The following is a 15,740-nucleotide window of genomic DNA, read 5'->3' as shown; positions in this document are numbered from 1 at the left end:
ACGGTGCGTTACACAAACCGGTCGTTGACGCCGGCGACTAAGGTCAATCACGTTCTTGCTCCTGCCTGGAGCCTGTAGCGGTCGAGGGCGACCGCCACGATGATGACCAATCCCTTGATGATGTACTGCCAGATGTCCGAGACACCGGCCAAGATGAGCCCGTTGGAGAGCACCGCGATGATCAGGCCGCCGATCAGCGTTCCCCAGATCGAGCCGACGCCGCCGACGAAGCTGGTGCCGCCGAGAATGACCGCGGCAATGGCGTCGAGTTCGTAGGACTGGCCCAGCTGCAAGCCGTTGGCGGCGTAGAGCCGGGCCGCCGACATGGCGCCGCCGAGGCCGGCCAGCAGGCCGGAAACGCCATAGACGAAGAGCAGCACCAGCGGCACCTTGATACCGGTCAGCCGCGCCGCTTCGGCATTGCCGCCGACGGCGTAGATCCAGGTGCCGAGCACGGTGCGCTTGAGCACCAGCCAGGACAGCACCACCACCGACAGTGCGATGATGACCAGCCACGGGATGCCGAACAGCGAACCGTTGCCGATGAAATCGAACGGCAGGTCCGAATTGAACACCGTGGTGTCCTGGCCGAGCAGGCGGGCGACACCGCGCACCGCGGTCAGCGAACCCAGCGTGACGATGAAGGGCGGCAGCTTGATGTAGGCGATGAGCAGCCCGTTGATGAGGCCGAAGCCGAGGCCGACCAGAATGGCCGCCGGCACGCCGAGCAAACCCCAGTCCGGCACCAGCGATACGATCACCGCCACCATCGCCGATGCGGCGAGGATGGCGCCGACGGACAGGTCGATGCCGCCGGTGAGGATGACGAAGGTCATGCCGGCCGCCAGCACGATGTTGATCGACGACTGCTGGGTGACGATCAACAGGTTGGTCTCGGTCAGGAAGCGCGGGTTCAGGAACTGGAAGCCGGCCGCCAGCAGGATCAGCACCGGCAGCATGCCAAGGGCAGCGAAAGCCGTGCGCAACCGTCGGCTCGTGCCGGTGGCCTGGCCGCCTGCGCTGATCTCGGTCGCCTTGTCGGTCATTGCTGAGCCGCTCCCGTTGCAAGTTCCATGATTTCCTCCTGGCTTAGCGGTTCGCCTTGCGATGCCGTCACCTCGCCCGATATCTTTCCGTCGCGCATCACCAGCACGCGATCGGCGACGCCGATCACCTCGGGCAGTTCGCTGGAGATCATCAGGATGGCGATGCCCTGCTTGGCGAGATTGTCGATCAGCCGGTAGATTTCCGATTTCGCTCCGACATCGACGCCGCGGGTCGGCTCGTCGAGGATGACGACCTTCGGCTCGGTCTCGAGCAGGCGGGCGAGCAGCACCTTCTGCTGGTTGCCGCCCGACAGCGAGCCGGCATTGGCCTGCACCGAACTGGTGCGGATGGAGAGATCGGCAACGGCCTTGGAAGCACGCCTTTCGGCGGCCGCGAAGTCGCGCAAGCCGCCGGCGCGCGAATCCCGCGCCAGCACGCCCATGCTGATATTGTCGGAGATCGACATGTCGAGGAACAGGCCGAGTTCCTTGCGGTCCTCGGTCAGATAGGCGATGCCGGCATCGAGCGCCTCGCGCGGCGAGCCGATGGTTACAGGTTTGCCGTCGAGTTCCAGCGTGCCTGAAATGTGCCTGTCGGCGCCGAAGATCAGCCGCGCAAGCTCTGTGCGGCCGGAACCGACCAGACCCGCCAGCGCCAGCACCTCGCCCTTGTGCAGGTCGAACGAACAGTTTTTCAGGAGACGGCCGTCGGACATGGCGCGCACCGAGAGCGCCACCGCGCGCTTTTCATCCGGCGGCCGATGATCCTTCTTGTAGAAAGCCGACAAATCGCGGCCGACCATCATCGAGACGAGGCGCGAGGCACTGAGGTCGGCACGCTCGAGCGTGCCGACATAACCGCTGTCGCGCAGCACGCTGACGCGGTCGGCAAGCTGGTAGACCTCTTCCATGCGGTGGCTGATGTAGATGATGGCGATGCCTTGCGATTTCAGCGTCGCGATGACCTCGAACAGCCGGTCGGTCTCGCGCGAGGTCAGCGACGTGGTCGGCTCGTCCATGACGATGATGCGCGCATTGGTCGATAGCGCGCGGGCGATCTCGACCAGCTGGCGCTCGCCGAGCGACAGGCTGGAGACCATGTCGCGGGCCGAAAAGGAAACGCCGAGCCGCTTGATGATCTCGCTGGCGCGCCGGGTGCACTGGTCGCGATCGACGATGCCGAAGCGTCGCGGCTCGTTGCCGAGGAAGATGTTCTGCGCCACCGTCAGATTGGGCGCCAGCGACAGCTCCTGATAGATCACCGCGACGCCGCTGGCGCGCGCCTTGATCGGATCGCCGGTCGCAGCCGGCATGCCGTCGATCAGGATCTCGCCGCCGGCATCCGGCCGATAGGCGCCTGAAAGCACTTTCATCAATGTCGACTTGCCGGCGCCGTTCTCGCCCATCAGGGCGTGCAGCTCCCCGGCATGGACGCTGAGCGAGACATCGTGCAAGGCACGGATCGCGCCGAACGTCTTGGAGATGTGGCGCATCTCCAGCACCGGCTGGCGCGCCGTCTCAGCCTGGGCAATCGCACTCATCGCGCGCCTCCCACTGCCGCACCGGCGACGCTCTGGTCCATCGTGGCGTCACGCCAGTTGCTGCGATAGCCTGCCAACCCGGTGAAACGCGACGCGTGCACCGGCTCTGGAACTTCGGCGGCGAATTCGCGCCCGACGCTCTCGAAGGCGAGCGCCGCTGCACCCGTGGCGCTGCCCTCCAGCGTGGCGCCCTGCAGGAAAGCCTGGCCGGGACGCAACTGCGCCAGCAGTCCGGCCAACACACCGCCTGTGTTCAGCCCGCCATCGACGATCACCGTGTTGTTCGAATGGATGAGGTCGAGCGACAGATCGACCATCAGCGCGACGTAGAGCAGCGCGGTGGCCGCGCGTTCCCCGGCATCGGGCATGCGCCCCACCAGCCGGCCGGACTGACTGGGCATCGGCCCGCCTGGCGCGAAGCTCGGCAGCGCCATGATGCCGGCATCGATCACCCGCTGCACCACCGGACCGGCGATCTCGCCTTGCCAGCCGCCGCTGATGGTTGCGAATTCGCGTCCGCCCATGAAGCGAATGGTCGGCACCGGGCCGCCGCCGACATCGACATTGACCAGCATGTCGCGATCCCGGTCGAGCGTGTCGAGCGGGCAATCCGGATTGAGCACGACGACCCAGGTGCCGGTCGAAACGACGGTGACCGGGCCAAGCTCCTGCCGGCGATAGGCATAGAGCGCCGCATTCGAATCATGGACGCCGTTGTGGATGGCGATCGGTCGCGCCGCAGCGCCGAGGCGGTGCTCGCCGATAACGGTGCCGGCGCGCTCGAAGCCAGGCATCCGGTCACGCCAGCCCTGCGCGTCGACCAGCGAGGAAAAGTCCTGGCTCCGCGGCGCCCACAGATGCGAATGGCAGCCGAGATAGGACACTTCCGAGACCGCCCGCCCGCCAAGGCGCCAGCTCCAGTATTGCGGATAGCCGAGGATCGATTTCGACGTAGCGAACGCGTCGGGATCGACCTCCTGCAGCCACAGCATGTGGCGGCCGTAGTTGAAGCCGAGCGGCAGCCGCGGCGAAAAGGTCTCCGAAAAGTCCGGAATGCGGCGATCGATCCGCGCGGCAATCTCGGCCGGCGGCTCTTGCTCGTAGTCGAGGATCGGATGCGTCAGCGCCGCTTCGTCGACCAAGGCAAAGGTGCAGCCATGGCCCGACACCATGACCCCTTCCACTCCATGACCGTCGACCGTATCGGCAACGGCGCTGAGCGCCCAATGGTGGAGCGCCGCCTCGTCGAGCACGCTGAAGCCGCCTTGGCGCATCCATTTCGGCTGTGTCCGGCGCTCGTCGATGATCCGCCCGTCCTGGCCGAAGACGAACAGCTTCGAATTGGTCTTGCCGAAATCGAGGACAGCCACCTTCACTGGATGGCTCCCGAGGCTATCCGCACCATGACGCCGGCGTCCTCCAGCATGCGCGCATCGGCGTCGGAGAGACCGTCGTCGGTGACCAGCGTGCCGATGCGGGAAAGCGGCAGCGCGACATTGCGCGCGTGGATCGACAGTTTGCGGCTGTCGGCCAGCACCACGATCTGGTCGGCGCAAAGGCTGAGATCGACGATCGAGCGTACCAGCAGCGGGTGCGATTCCATCACGCCTTCCTGGCCAAGGCCTTGCGCGCCGAGAAAGAACTTGGAGGCATAGAAGGGCACGGCCTGGCTGAGCGAATGGATGATGCCGGGTTCGCGATGCAGATCACCGCCCGCAACCGTCAGGCTGCAATGGCCGTGGTCGCTGAGATAGGCCGCCAGCGGCATCGAGTTGGTGTAGAGGCGGATGTTGCGCTCGGCGAGCTTGACGCCCAGATGGAAGCAGGTCGAGCCGCCATGCACGATGACGGCGTCGCCGTCGCGCACCATGGTCGCCGCGAGAGCGGCGATCTGCCGCTTGGCCTCGACCGCAAGGTCGCGGTTCTCGTCGTAGGGCCTGGCGTAGGCAACACCGGCCTGGGAAGCGCCGTCGAGCGCCGAGATGCCGCCATAGACCTTCCGCGCTTCGCCGGCCTCGTCGATCCTGTCGATATCGCGCCTGACCGTCGCGGCTGAAACGCCAAGCCGCTCCTGCAACTCGCGCACCGAAGCGAACGGACGATCCCGCAACAGTTCGACGATCTGACGCTGACGGCCGGAGTCGCTCAATTCTTTCCTCCCGGATGCCATTTTCCATGGCAATTGGCGTAACTTACTCAACATTAGTCGGATTGCAAGCGTGTTTGATGACAGTAGATCACTATTGACGTAGATCACTCGTTTCTGCGATATCAGCGCCAATTCGATCCCGGCAACGGGATTTCGCGCAGGACACGGCCGAGCCGTTGGAGGAAAAGCGCCATGGCGACCGAAGCTGACGCGCAGGAACTGGCGGCCTTGCGGGCGCTTTCGGCCAGCATAGGGCGGAGCCCGCATCTCACCCAGGCGGCAGGCGGCAACACCTCGCTGAAAGCCGGCGACACGCTGTGGATCAAGGCCTCCGGCACCTGGCTGAAAGACGCGCTCGTCGATGACATCATGGTGCCGGTGGCGATGGCGCCGCTGCTGAAAGCCGTCGAACAGCGCGATCGCGCCGCCGACCAGCCGCAGGGTTTCACCATTGCAGCGCTCAACCCGCGCGGCCTGCGGCCATCGATCGAGACCACGGTGCACGCTTTGATGCCGCAGCGCGTCGTTCTGCATGTCCATTGCGTCGACACCATCTCGCTTGCCGTGCAGGCCGATGGCGAGGCCGAGGTCGCCAAGCGGCTCGATGGCATCGAATGGGCCTATGTGCCCTATTTCCGGCCCGGCCTGCCGCTTGCACGCGGCATTGCCGAAAAACTGCGGCCTGGTGTCGACGTGCTGATCCTTGGCAATCACGGGCTGGTCGTCGCTGCCGAAACCGTCGCCGGGGCGGAGCTTCTGCTGCGCCGTATCAGGTCATTGCTGGCCCGGCCGGCGCGCGCGACCGCCGCACCCGACCTCGACGCCTTGGCCGCGCTTGCCGGCGACAGCGGCTACAGATTGCCGGCCGATGTCGAAGCGCATGCGGTTGCGCTCGACGCTGAGAGCCGCCGCATGGCGCAGGCCGGCAGCCTCTATCCGGACCACGTCATCTTCCTCGGCCAGGGCTCCGTCGTGGCGAAGCCAGGCGAGGCCGTGGCAGATGTCGTTGCACGACTGGGCACGTCGCCTGCGGCGATCCTGTTTCCCGGCGCAGGCGTGCTGATGCGCGGCGACGCCAGTGCCGGCGCCGATGCCATGCAACGCTGCCTCGCCGACGTGACGGCGCGCATCGATATCGCCGCGCGGCTGAACTATCTCACCGCTTCCGAGAATGACGAGCTGGTCAACTGGGACGCCGAGCAGTATCGCCAGAAGCTCAACGCGGCTGGCGGCTAGCATGGACATGATGCCACTTGTCATCGGCATCGACATTGGCACATCAGGTGCGCGCGCCGTCGCCATGCGCCCTGATTTTTCCATAGCCGGGCATTCGGCCGTTCCACTCGACAGGTTTGGCGGCGATGGCCGAGCCCCCACGGCGTGGTGGCAAGCGGTCAAGGCGGCGCTGACGGAGCTGCTTTCCGGCATCGACCGCACGGCGGTCCGCGCCATCGCCGTCGACGGCACCTCCGGCACGCTGCTGCCGGTCGACGCCGCCGGGCTGCCGCTGGCCGAACCGCTGATGTACAACGACAAGGTCGATGACGACGACATCCTGGCCGCGATCGCCCGCACCGCGCCGGCTGCAAGTGCAGCGCACGGAGCGACATCCGGCCTCGCCAAGGCCCTGCGCTTCCAGCATCTACCGGGCATTGCGGCAGTGCTGCATCAGGCCGACTGGATTGCCGGAAACTTCTCCGGCCGCTTCGACGTCAGCGACGAGAACAATGCCCTGAAGACAGGTTATGATGTCGAGGCCCGCCGCTGGCCGGAATGGATCGCGGCGACCGGAATGCGCATGGAGTTGCTGCCGCGCGTGATCGTGCCGGGCGAGGTCACGGGCGCCCTCACCGCGGAAGCCGGGGAACTGTTCGGCTTGCCGCGCGATGTGGCCGTCGTCGCCGGCACCACGGATGGCTGCGCCTCGTTCCTGGCGACCGGTGCCGCCGCGATCGGCGACGGGGTCACTGCGCTGGGATCCTCGCTGACCATCAAGATCCTGTCCGACCGGCCGATTTCGGCGCCGCGCTTCGGCATCTACAGCCACCGGCTCGGCAACGCCTGGCTGGCGGGCGGTGCCTCGAACTCAGGCGGCAAGGTGCTGGCCCAGCACTTTCCGCTCGCCCGTATCATCGAACTCAGCGCGACAATCGACCCGGAGACGGGCACCGGCCTCGATTACTATCCGCTTCCCGCCACGGGCGAACGGTTTCCGATCGCCGATCCGGCGCTGCCGCCTCGCCTTGCGCCGCGGCCGGCGGACGACGCCGATTATCTGAAAGCGATGTTCGAAGGCATCGCCGCGATCGAAGCGCTCGGCTATGACAGGCTTGCCGAGCTCGGCGCGCCCACGCTGATATCGGTCAGGAGCGTCGGAGGCGGGGCAGCGAACCCGGCCTGGACGGCAATCCGGCGTCGCAGGCTCGGCGTCGATTTCCTGCCCGCGCTTTCCGACGAGGCCGCCGCCGGCACGGCGCGGCTGGCGCTGATGGGTGCAAGCCGGGCAGGACTCCTATGAGCGCGAAAACGATCGAACGTCTCGACGGCCTCGGGCCGCTGGCGGAGCGCTATAATGTGTTCCTGCTCGACCAGTTCGGCGTGCTGCACGACGGCACGCGGCCCTATCCAGGCGCGGCGGCAGCGCTATCGGCGCTGAAACGCGCCGGCAAGACCGTGGTGCTGGTTTCGAACTCCGGCAGGCGGGCTCAACCCAATGAAAGCCGGCTCATGAAACTCGGCTTCGAACCGGGAAGCTGGGATCATTTCGTTTCTTCCGGCGAGGTGGCGTGGCGATCCTTTGGGGAGATGGCGGCGTCGGGAAAGCTGCGCCCGGGGACAAAATGCCTGCTGATCAGCCGCGACAATGACCGCTCCGCGATCGAAGGCCTGCCATTTGCGCTGACCGGGTCCGGCGATGAGGCCGAGCTGGTGCTGATCGCGGCCAGCGAGGGTGACCGCTTTGACCTTGACCATTATCGCAGGCTGTTCGCGCCGGCGGCGGAGCGGCGGGTGCCGTGTTTCTGCACCAATCCCGACATCATCATGCTGACGGCCGTTGGCCCTCGCTTCGGCGCCGGCCGGCTGGCCGATCTCTACGAAAGCCTGGGCGGCAGCGTTACCCGCATCGGCAAGCCCGACACGGCGATTTTCGACGCCGCGCTGGCGCTGGCCGGCGAGCCGGACCGTGGCACCGTGGTCTGCGTCGGCGACAGCGTCGAACACGACATATCGGGGGGAAACAGCACCGGCATCGCCACCGCGCTGGTGCTGAGCGGAATACTGGCGGACACACCGGATCTCGCCGCTGTTTTCGACGAACAGCAGGCCTGGCCGGACTACATCATGGACAGCTTCAGCTTCCGCTGACCGCTTCCAGCATGCGCCGCGCGCTCTCCTCGTCGGTGATCAGGATGGTTGGGGCGATGAGGGTCATGGCGCCGAGCAGCGCTTCGGTTTTCTCCTCGCCACCGGAGGTGAGGATGCGGATCGGTGCCTTGCGCAGACGGTCGACATCCACCGACATCACGTGGCTGTTGACGGGGTGGTCGACCAGATCGCCGTTGCGGTCGAAGAAATGGAACAGGAGGTCACCCACGGCGCCACGCGCAAGCAGGGCCTCCCGATCCGCCTCCTTGAGGAAGCCACCACGAGAGAAGGTGGTGGCCGAGGCGATCCCGCCGACGCTCAGCAGAACGGCATCGAGCACGTCGGCCATTTCGAAAATCTCCTGCAGGCCGCAGCGCTCGATCAGGGCGATCTTGGTCTCGACGCTGTCGACCACGGCTGGTGTCGGCATCAGATAGCCGTCGCCCTGGAATATCTGAGCGAAGCGCCAGGCGAACTCGGCTGGGTTGACCCGGCGCACGACGCCGACACCGCCAAGCAGCGAAATCACCTTGAAGTCGGTGAGCGACTTGGCGCTGATGAAAGGCAGGCTCGAGAACAGCGTCTGCCCCCAGCCGACACCGACCCGCATGCCGGACTTCATCGTGTCCGACAGGAAGCTGCCGGTTTTGGCACTGATCGCTGGTATGGGATCGGCATCGGCTGCCGAAAGCGGCGCCACCAGCGCCTGCTGCAGCCCGAACGTCTTCTCCAATGCGCGCTCAAGCCGCACGATTTCCGACAATTCGCTCTCGATGGTGATCTTCACTTCGTTGCGCGCCCGGGCATCCGCCAGCATGCGCACGATGGTGACGCGACCGACGCCGAGCACGTCGGCGATCTCGTTCTGCGTCATCTGTTCGACGAAATACATCCAGGCGGCGCGAATCCTGAGGCGATCCGTCCGGCTTTCGCTGGCGACCTGCTCGGTTGCCTCGCCTCGACCGTCTTCGCTTTCGCCCTGTCGTCGTCTGCCCAAGTCTGTCTCTCCCCCTGCGGCGACGGACGAGGGCGCCGCCGCCGATTCTGCATGCTGGTCTAGTATCGCCTATTGATCTACCTATCGATAGGAACAATGTAGAGAGTGGCGGCTGCCCCGGTCGGCTATCCGCAGCAAATTTCAAGGCGATCCGCGATGCTCCGACAAATCTCCGAAGATGTCCGCGTCAATCTGAAGGACCGGCTGCGGGAAGTCCGCGAAATCATCCGCCAGAGCCGCCATGACGGCAGCGGCGATGCCAGCATCCTGCGCGAAGCAACCAGCCATCTGCCGCCGTTTCCAGGCAAGGGCATCGAAGGCCTGCTCAGCCATGCCGCGAGTGCCGTCGACGAAGCACTGTCGATCGCCGAAGCTTTCGTCCCGCATGAGCGCCCGATCAAGGTGGACGGCACCACGGTGAAGGGCCTCGGCACCTATTTCCCGGTCGGCAACGAGGATCGCCAACTGGACGCCGAGCGCCTGTTCCGGCGCGATATGTATTATCTGACCAAAGCGGTGCTTGCCGGCCTGAACATCGACAATGCCCGCATCCACGAAGCCGATTTCGCGGCCGTCCATGCCACGATGCGCAAGCGGCATGGCGATCTCCTGGCCGCATTGGCCGCGCCGGGTGCCGGACTGCAGGCAATCGCGGCCACCTGCTCGGCGCTGCTGGTCGAGTGCCTCAATCAGCGTCCCGTTCGCTTTGCCGAGACCGTGCCGGGAACGCCGGCGGGCGGCCGGGCGCTCGACATAAGCTGCCTGGCGCCGCTCGCTTTGGCCTGCGGCCTGGCGACCACCGGCAGCGACGGCGCGCCGGAGCCGGACATGCTGGAGATCGCGATCCTGGCGGCGGATATTCGCCACGATCGCATCGTTCAGGCTTGCGCCAAGGCAAACCCGATCGCTGAGCTGACACCGGTCTTCGCCACCTTGCTTGCCCATCTGCCGTAGTCAGCCGGCCTGGGCTAGCCTTCAGCGGCCATGGCCATGATCGCTTTCTTGGCGCGCTGGATCGAAGCCGGGCTCATCGAGAGTTCGGTCAGCCCCATCTTCACGAAGGTCGCAATCAGATCCGGACGGCCGGCCGCCTCACCGCACATGCCGACCATGATACCGGCGGCGACGCCGGCTTTTGCCGTCATTTCGATCGCCGATATGACGGCCGGATTGGTGACATCGTTGAGCTTGGCGACGGTCGGATTGAGCCGGTCGGCGGCCATGATGTACTGGGTCAGATCGTTGGTGCCGATCGAGAAGAAAGCGACCTCCTTGGCCAGCGCCGGGGCGATGAGCACGGCGGCCGGGGTTTCGATCATGACGCCGAGATCGAATGATGCGTGCGGCACGCCTTCGGCTTTCAGCTCGGCCGTGCATTCGTCGACCAGCACGCGCGTCTGCCTGACCTCCGAGAGGTCGGACACCATCGGCAGCATCACCTTGATGTTGCCGTGCACGGCTGCGCGCAGCAGCGCCCGCAGTTGGCGCTTGAAGATGTCGGGCCGGTCGAGACACATGCGGATGCCGCGCCAGCCGAGGAAGGGATTCTCCTCGTCGGGAAATTCGATGCCGGCAATCGGCTTGTCACCGCCGATGTCGAGCGTGCGCACAATGACCGGATAAGGCGCAAAAGCCTTGGCCAGCGCCGCATAGGTCTCGGCCTGCATGTCTTCCGAGGGCAGATGCATATGGCGCATGAACAAAAGCTCGGTGCGGAACAGGCCGATGCCCATGGCACCAGCCTCTTGCGCCGCTTCGATTTCCTCGAGTGAGCCGATATTGGCCGCCACCTCGATGATCCTGCCGTCGGCGAGCTTCGGCGTCACCGTCTTGAAGACGGTCAGCCCGGCGCGCTCCTTTGCCGCCGCTTCGACGCGGCCGGCGAAATCGGCACGGGTCGCCTCGTCGGGGTCGATGATCACATGGCCGGCATTGCCGTCGAGCGCGACGTCTCGCGCGGTACGCAAGGCATTGACCTGGTCGCCGAGGCCGAGCACTGCCGGAATGCCGTGCGAGCGCGCGATGATGGCGATGTGCGAGGTGGCGCCGCCATGGCCGCACACCACGCCGCCGATACGCTTCAGCGGCGCGCGTGCCAGATCCCAGGCGCCGATGTCGTCGGCGATCAGGATAGCCCCTTCGGGGATGTTTTCGAGGCTGACATCGTCTTGGCCCAGCAACACCAGGCAAATCTGCCGCCCAACGGCGTGGACATCATCTGCCCGCGCGTTGAGATAGTGATCGTCGACGGCGCTGAATTCGGCGGCAATGGTGGAGGCGGCGGTGATGACGGCGGAAACCGCGTCGTTGCCGCCCTTGATCAGGCCCTCGGCCTCACCAGTCAGGCTGTCGTCGGCGGCGATATCGCGCAGCGCGGCGACGATGCCGCGGTCTCCAGCCGACAGGCTGTCCTGCGCCAACGCATGATCCATGCGGGCCTGGACCGCGCCGACAGCCGTGCGGAACCTGTCGATCTCGCCTTTTATCTCCTCGGCCCGCAACATGCGGCCCTGTCCGGCGATATCGGGTGGGAAATGCGCAAAGGCCGGGCCGATGGCGAAACCTTCGCTGGCGGCCACGCCACGCAAGCGGTTTGCCCCGCCAGGTGCCGCCGGCACGGATCCCGGCGCGGGTGCCGCTTCCTGCCCGGCATCGTTGGCTGGGCTCTGCGCTTCCGCTTCATCATCGAGGCCGGCCCGCGGATTCTCGAGATAGCCGATCAGCGCCTCGAGCGCCTCGATGGCATCGGCGCCATTCGCCCGCACCGTGACTTCCTGGTTCTCCTTGACCGCCAGCAGCATCAGCTTGACCGAACTCTTGGCGCTGACCGCCTTGCCGTCCTTGATCAGTTCGACGTCGGATTCGAAGCCCTTGGCGAGCTTCACGAACCGCGTCGCGGGACGGGCGTGCAAACCTTCATGCACTCTGACGATGGTCGAGCGTTCCATGGCAAATACTCTGGTTTTGGGCGCCGCTCCCAACATGGGCCGCGGCGCGAATGCTGTCAGGCGGCGATGGTGATGATCGCGCCGGTCTTCAGGGCGGCCACGAGCGCTTGCGGATCGACTTGCGACGCACAGATCTCGCCCGGTCTCTCGGCCTCGGTAGCGCCGTTGAACGAAATGACGACATGACCCATTTCCAGCACCTTGCTCCACGCGCTGGAGCCGACCGCTGTGATAACAGCGGCAACCGGGCCGAGGGTGATCGAAGCGCCCTTGGCGGGCGCTCCGTCACTTGGTCCCTGCTCCGCCTTGTGGAGCACCGAAACCTCGGCAAGCTCCGGCGGCGAGCCATCCGCAAACAGGATGACCACGCCCCCTTCGGCAAGGTCCGCCACTTCGGGGCCGATGGCAGTGACCCGTGTTCTCAAAAGAACCGTCATATGGCGAACCTCATTTTCTCAAACTTTCCCTAGAGCGGTGAACCGCTCTATCTCTTTGTTTTGACGCAGTTTCCAAGGGAAAGCATTGTGCGCTTTTCCCGGAATTGCCTTAGAACACGATCAGGCTGACGACCCAGGCGATCAGCACCGAGACCGGACCCATGATCTGGCGGCTGATGAGCACCGCCGGAACGCCGATTTCGATCGTCTTAGGCTTGGCCTCGCCGAGCGCCAGGCCGACGGGGACGAAGTCGCAGCCCACCTGGGTATTGTAGGCAAACAGCGCCGGCAGTGCCATTGCCGGCGAAATCGTGCCGTTGGCGATCTGCGGGCCGATGATGGCGACGCCGATGACCTGCGCGATGACAGCGCCTGGCCCGAGGATGGGCGACAGGAACGGCAGGCCGCAGATCGCCGAGATGATCAGCAGGCCGACGATGTTGTTGGCCAGCGGACCCATCGGCTGCGCCAGCACATCGCCGATGCCGGTATACAGGATCAGACCGATGAGCATGGTCACGAAGGCCATGAACGGCAGCACGTTGCGGATGACCTGGTCGATGGTGCGGCGGCCGGCATTGAAGAAGATGCCGACGATACGTCCCATGACGCGGCCGATCGTGCTGATGAGGCCGATCAGCCCACCTTCGCTCGGCAGCGGCTGTGGTGCCGCGGTCGCATTGTTGTTTGAACTCATCGCTGCTGCTCCCCCTGCAGTCGTGATCGTTTCGGATCCGTCCGCCATTGTGATGTTGGCCGGCTTCACGCCCGAAACGTAGATGTCCTCGGTGATGAACTGGGCCAGCGGCCCGGATTGACCGACCGGCGTCAGATTGACGGTCGGGATACGTTTGCGCGGATAGACGCCGCATCGTGCGGTGCCGCCGCAATCGACGACGACAACCGCCATCTCGCTTTCGATCGGCGGTGCCCTGAAGCCGTCGACGGCCTCGGCGCCGGTCATGTCGGCGATGAGCTGCGCCACCGGGTGAATGCCACCACCGGTGACGGAAACCACCTTGCTGCGCTGTTCGGTCGGCTCGATGATGAGCGGGCCACCCCAGCCGGTTTTGCCCTGGGAGATTTTTACGGCTTTATATGTCTTGGCCATGATGTCCTCCCCGCCCTTACAGCTCGACGCCTTGGCGGCGTGCCATGATCGCGGTGATGCGTTCGGTCAGCATGCCCTTGAGCAGGATGACGACGAGGCCGACGATGGCGTACCAGATCGCCACCTTGACGTGGTAGCCGGCGACGACGACGCCCTTCTTTTCCAGCTCCAGCAGCGCGACGAGAATGCCACCCCAGACGAAATACTCGCCGGGATTGATGTGCGGGAACAGGCCGAGCGGCGGGTGCACATAGGACACGGCCGCGTCATAGAAGGCTGGCTTGTGCTTTTCTTCCAGGAACGATCCGAACGTATAGGCCATCGGATTGGTGAGGAAGAACACCGCCAGCAGCGGCAAAAGCGTGTAGCGCGTCAGCGCGATCCGGCCGGCGCCGCGCGCCAGGCCATGCACGCGCTCTTCACCGACCAGTTCGGTGACGGCATAGAAGGCCGTCATCAGCACGACCAGCGTCGGAATGATGCCGGTGACGAAGCCGGCGAAGACCTCGCCGCCCTTCTGGAAGATGCCGATGAAGTACTTGCCGATGGCGGTCAGCCAGCCGAGCTGCTCTTCCTGCTGGACGTCCTTCAGCTTTTCCTTGAACTGATCGACGGTGATCGGTCCGCTGTCCGCTTGTGCGAGGACAACGAGATGGTCGGAGGCATGCTCGACAGCGAGCTTGCCATGCAATGCGGCATCCGAAACCATGGCACCTGCGACATGCAGATTGTGCACGGCCATGTCGGCATGCTGCGCCAACAACGAAAATACAGACATTTCTCCTCCTTATGCCACCCGCCGGTTGATCCCAGTCGGTGCGCGGCGTCCTCTATCCCTTTGATTTAGAGCCCGAAATCATCCGGCTCTAAGCCCTTGCTACGTTCAAACCGGACAGGCCCGGCTTCTTCCCCGGCTCCGACCGTGTCTTGTCGATCTGCTCGATCGCCCGTTTCACGGCCTCGGCCACACCGGGTTCCCCCTCCCCCATGATTGCAGGGTTGGACCGGAGTCGATCGAGGGGAACACCCTCGAATTCTTCATGTCTCTTGAACTTGGTGAAGACGGAACGGCCGCTCATCACCATCAGGCGGCGCACGACCAGATCGGGCGTCACCACCACGAGCGCGATGGTGCCCTTGGCCAACCGGCCGCGAAAATTGCCGGCTCCGACGAAGCCGTCCTTGTACTGGTCGGTGACGCCCCTGAAGACATCCGAATAATGCCGCATCTGCAGCCAGACGCCGAGCGACTGCAGCGCCCACACGATAACCAGCAGAAGCAGTCCCCACTGCCAAATCGCCATTCGGTTCTCCTCCCGAAGCCTCAGTTGAATCGCACCTTGGACCGGCGCGTGACAACAGCAAAGTGAGAACATTTGTTTCCGAGAATGTCAATATGTATGATATTGGCCTCTGAAGCGGTCATCCACAGGGCCGCTGACAGATTTCGGCGGCGGCGCGCTTGTGCTAGGCTGACCGGGAAACAGGATACGAGGAAACATGGACCTGCCCTTCAGGGACGAACTGGCCTTGATGCCCGATCTTCGCCATCGGCTGCGGCAGTTGCGCTGGTTCCGCGCCACCTTTCGCGGCAGCGCCAAGGTGGTCTCGGACACGTTCGGCGTGCGCTTCGAGATCGACGAGGCCAAGCTCACCAGGGCCTTTCTCGACTGGGTCGAGATCATGGAGGGGCAGAAGCGCTTCGCCGCGATCGACCGCGCCGACTTCATCGTCTTTGCCGCCGGCCTCGTGCTGCGTGAGCTGATAAAACAGGCGCCGGCCAGGGAAATCTCCGGCCTCACGCAGCTGATCGAGACGGAAACGAACGCCGGCACGCTGGAAATCGTCCGCTTCTGGCCGGAGGGTTTCCTCTACACCAACTACTGCGTCTCGGTGATTTCGGCGATCCACGAGCAGGAATTCGGCACGACACCCGGGATCGACAAATGCGCCGACGATTTGCGCACCTGGTGGTCCTATCGCGAGAATGTGACCGAGATGCCGGCCTATGCGGTGGCTTTCCTCGACCGCTTTCTCGGCGCCGAACCGAACTGGATCACCCCGGATCGCGCGCAGTCCCGGCAAGCCATGCAACGGGCGCTCGTGTCTTCCCGTGCGAGCGATGCGTTGCGCCAGCTTTGAGCC

At 65.0% G+C, this 15,740-nt stretch carries 15 protein-coding genes; 5 read left to right on the top strand and 10 right to left on the bottom strand.

From position 1 onward, the window contains the following. Nucleotides 1–47: 47 nt before the first annotated feature. The 4 genes from EOC83_RS19580 to EOC83_RS19565 are packed head-to-tail and all read right to left on the bottom strand — an operon-like array spanning nucleotide 48 to nucleotide 4,736. Nucleotides 48–1,046: a COG4158 family protein gene (locus EOC83_RS19580; RefSeq protein WP_027162931.1), complete on the bottom strand. Its 999-nt coding sequence runs from the start codon at nucleotides 1,044–1,046 to the stop codon at nucleotides 48–50. Further along, a complete protein-coding gene (locus EOC83_RS19575; protein ID WP_024503725.1) occupies nucleotides 1,043–2,587 on the bottom strand; it encodes a sugar ABC transporter ATP-binding protein in 1,545 nt (514 codons plus the stop codon). Before EOC83_RS19575 ends, EOC83_RS19580 begins: the two co-directional genes overlap by 4 nt. Beyond that, nucleotides 2,584–3,963 (bottom strand): FGGY-family carbohydrate kinase, encoded by a 1,380-nt coding sequence (locus EOC83_RS19570; RefSeq protein WP_063169119.1) that lies wholly within the window; start codon nucleotides 3,961–3,963, stop codon nucleotides 2,584–2,586. Before EOC83_RS19570 ends, EOC83_RS19575 begins: the two co-directional genes overlap by 4 nt. Next, nucleotides 3,960–4,736: a DeoR/GlpR family DNA-binding transcription regulator gene (locus tag EOC83_RS19565; RefSeq protein ID WP_013529337.1), complete on the bottom strand. Its 777-nt coding sequence runs from the start codon at nucleotides 4,734–4,736 to the stop codon at nucleotides 3,960–3,962. The genes EOC83_RS19570 and EOC83_RS19565 overlap by 4 nt, the downstream gene beginning before the upstream one ends. A 192-nt stretch (nucleotides 4,737–4,928) precedes the next feature. Between EOC83_RS19565 and EOC83_RS19560 the strand changes: the two genes are divergently transcribed. The 3 genes from EOC83_RS19560 to EOC83_RS19550 are packed head-to-tail and all read left to right on the top strand — an operon-like array spanning nucleotide 4,929 to nucleotide 8,102. Continuing rightward, a complete protein-coding gene (locus EOC83_RS19560; protein ID WP_063169120.1) occupies nucleotides 4,929–5,972 on the top strand; it encodes a class II aldolase/adducin family protein in 1,044 nt (347 codons plus the stop codon). A gap of 7 nt (nucleotides 5,973–5,979) precedes the next feature. Further along, complete coding sequence (locus tag EOC83_RS19555) at nucleotides 5,980–7,254, top strand: FGGY-family carbohydrate kinase (RefSeq protein WP_063170348.1); 1,275 nt, start codon at nucleotides 5,980–5,982, stop codon at nucleotides 7,252–7,254. Further along, on the top strand, nucleotides 7,251–8,102 hold the full coding sequence (locus EOC83_RS19550) for a TIGR01459 family HAD-type hydrolase (RefSeq protein WP_063169121.1): 852 nt from the start codon (nucleotides 7,251–7,253) through the stop codon (nucleotides 8,100–8,102). The genes EOC83_RS19555 and EOC83_RS19550 overlap by 4 nt, the downstream gene beginning before the upstream one ends. Here EOC83_RS19550 and EOC83_RS19545 read toward each other — a convergent pair. Further along, nucleotides 8,089–9,099, bottom strand: coding sequence for a sugar-binding transcriptional regulator (locus tag EOC83_RS19545; protein ID WP_013529333.1), 1,011 nt, complete (start codon nucleotides 9,097–9,099; stop codon nucleotides 8,089–8,091). The two genes, EOC83_RS19550 and EOC83_RS19545, sit on opposite strands and share 14 nt — an antisense overlap. Before the next feature lie 156 nt (nucleotides 9,100–9,255). Between EOC83_RS19545 and EOC83_RS19540 the strand changes: the two genes are divergently transcribed. Then, nucleotides 9,256–10,053 carry a hypothetical protein gene (locus EOC83_RS19540; RefSeq protein ID WP_063169122.1) on the top strand — a complete coding sequence of 266 codons (798 nt, stop codon included), beginning with the start codon at nucleotides 9,256–9,258 and terminating at the stop codon, nucleotides 10,051–10,053. Between the two features lie 14 nt (nucleotides 10,054–10,067). Here the strand turns inward: EOC83_RS19540 and ptsP are convergent, their stop codons facing one another. The 5 genes from ptsP to EOC83_RS19515 form a co-directional block, all read right to left on the bottom strand. Further along, nucleotides 10,068–12,047, bottom strand: coding sequence for a phosphoenolpyruvate--protein phosphotransferase (ptsP, locus tag EOC83_RS19535; protein ID WP_063169123.1), 1,980 nt, complete (start codon nucleotides 12,045–12,047; stop codon nucleotides 10,068–10,070). 56 nt (nucleotides 12,048–12,103) lie between these two features. Beyond that, nucleotides 12,104–12,484, bottom strand: a complete 381-nt coding sequence (locus EOC83_RS19530; protein ID WP_013529330.1) for a PTS glucitol/sorbitol transporter subunit IIA — start codon at nucleotides 12,482–12,484, stop codon at nucleotides 12,104–12,106. A 109-nt stretch (nucleotides 12,485–12,593) separates the two neighbouring features. Beyond that, complete coding sequence (locus tag EOC83_RS19525) at nucleotides 12,594–13,595, bottom strand: PTS glucitol/sorbitol transporter subunit IIB (protein WP_013529329.1); 1,002 nt, start codon at nucleotides 13,593–13,595, stop codon at nucleotides 12,594–12,596. Between the two features lie 16 nt (nucleotides 13,596–13,611). Next, nucleotides 13,612–14,373 carry a PTS glucitol/sorbitol transporter subunit IIC gene (locus EOC83_RS19520; RefSeq protein ID WP_013529328.1) on the bottom strand — a complete coding sequence of 254 codons (762 nt, stop codon included), beginning with the start codon at nucleotides 14,371–14,373 and terminating at the stop codon, nucleotides 13,612–13,614. 88 nt (nucleotides 14,374–14,461) lie between these two features. Then, a complete protein-coding gene (locus EOC83_RS19515) occupies nucleotides 14,462–14,899 on the bottom strand; it encodes a transcriptional regulator GutM (protein WP_013529327.1) in 438 nt (145 codons plus the stop codon). Nucleotides 14,900–15,095: 196 nt separating this feature from the next. Here EOC83_RS19515 and EOC83_RS19510 point away from each other — a divergent pair, with 196 nt between their 5' ends. Beyond that, on the top strand, nucleotides 15,096–15,737 hold the full coding sequence (locus EOC83_RS19510; RefSeq protein WP_063169124.1) for a hypothetical protein: 642 nt from the start codon (nucleotides 15,096–15,098) through the stop codon (nucleotides 15,735–15,737). The last annotated feature ends 3 nt before the right edge of the window (nucleotides 15,738–15,740 follow it).

Source organism: Mesorhizobium sp. Primo-A, assembly GCF_003997175.1.
In the GTDB taxonomy this organism is placed as follows: Bacteria; Pseudomonadota; Alphaproteobacteria; order Rhizobiales; family Rhizobiaceae; genus Mesorhizobium; species Mesorhizobium ciceri.
The sequence above is the reverse complement of the archived record's forward strand: the minus strand, read 5'-3'. Positions and strand labels throughout refer to the sequence as shown.

Coding starts and splice junctions, on each gene's coding strand:
- EOC83_RS19580 (WP_027162931.1), bottom strand. CDS start 1,046: ATGACCGACAAGGCGACCGAGATCAGCGCAGGCGGCCAGGCCACCGGC.
- EOC83_RS19575 (WP_024503725.1), bottom strand. CDS start 2,587: ATGAGTGCGATTGCCCAGGCTGAGACGGCGCGCCAGCCGGTGCTGGAG.
- EOC83_RS19560 (WP_063169120.1), top strand. CDS start 4,929: ATGGCGACCGAAGCTGACGCGCAGGAACTGGCGGCCTTGCGGGCGCTT.
- EOC83_RS19555 (WP_063170348.1), top strand. CDS start 5,980: ATGATGCCACTTGTCATCGGCATCGACATTGGCACATCAGGTGCGCGC.
- EOC83_RS19550 (WP_063169121.1), top strand. CDS start 7,251: ATGAGCGCGAAAACGATCGAACGTCTCGACGGCCTCGGGCCGCTGGCG.
- EOC83_RS19540 (WP_063169122.1), top strand. CDS start 9,256: ATGCTCCGACAAATCTCCGAAGATGTCCGCGTCAATCTGAAGGACCGG.
- ptsP (WP_063169123.1), bottom strand. CDS start 12,047: ATGGAACGCTCGACCATCGTCAGAGTGCATGAAGGTTTGCACGCCCGT.
- EOC83_RS19530 (WP_013529330.1), bottom strand. CDS start 12,484: ATGACGGTTCTTTTGAGAACACGGGTCACTGCCATCGGCCCCGAAGTG.
- EOC83_RS19525 (WP_013529329.1), bottom strand. CDS start 13,595: ATGGCCAAGACATATAAAGCCGTAAAAATCTCCCAGGGCAAAACCGGC.
- EOC83_RS19520 (WP_013529328.1), bottom strand. CDS start 14,373: ATGTCTGTATTTTCGTTGTTGGCGCAGCATGCCGACATGGCCGTGCAC.
- EOC83_RS19515 (WP_013529327.1), bottom strand. CDS start 14,899: ATGGCGATTTGGCAGTGGGGACTGCTTCTGCTGGTTATCGTGTGGGCG.
- EOC83_RS19510 (WP_063169124.1), top strand. CDS start 15,096: ATGGACCTGCCCTTCAGGGACGAACTGGCCTTGATGCCCGATCTTCGC.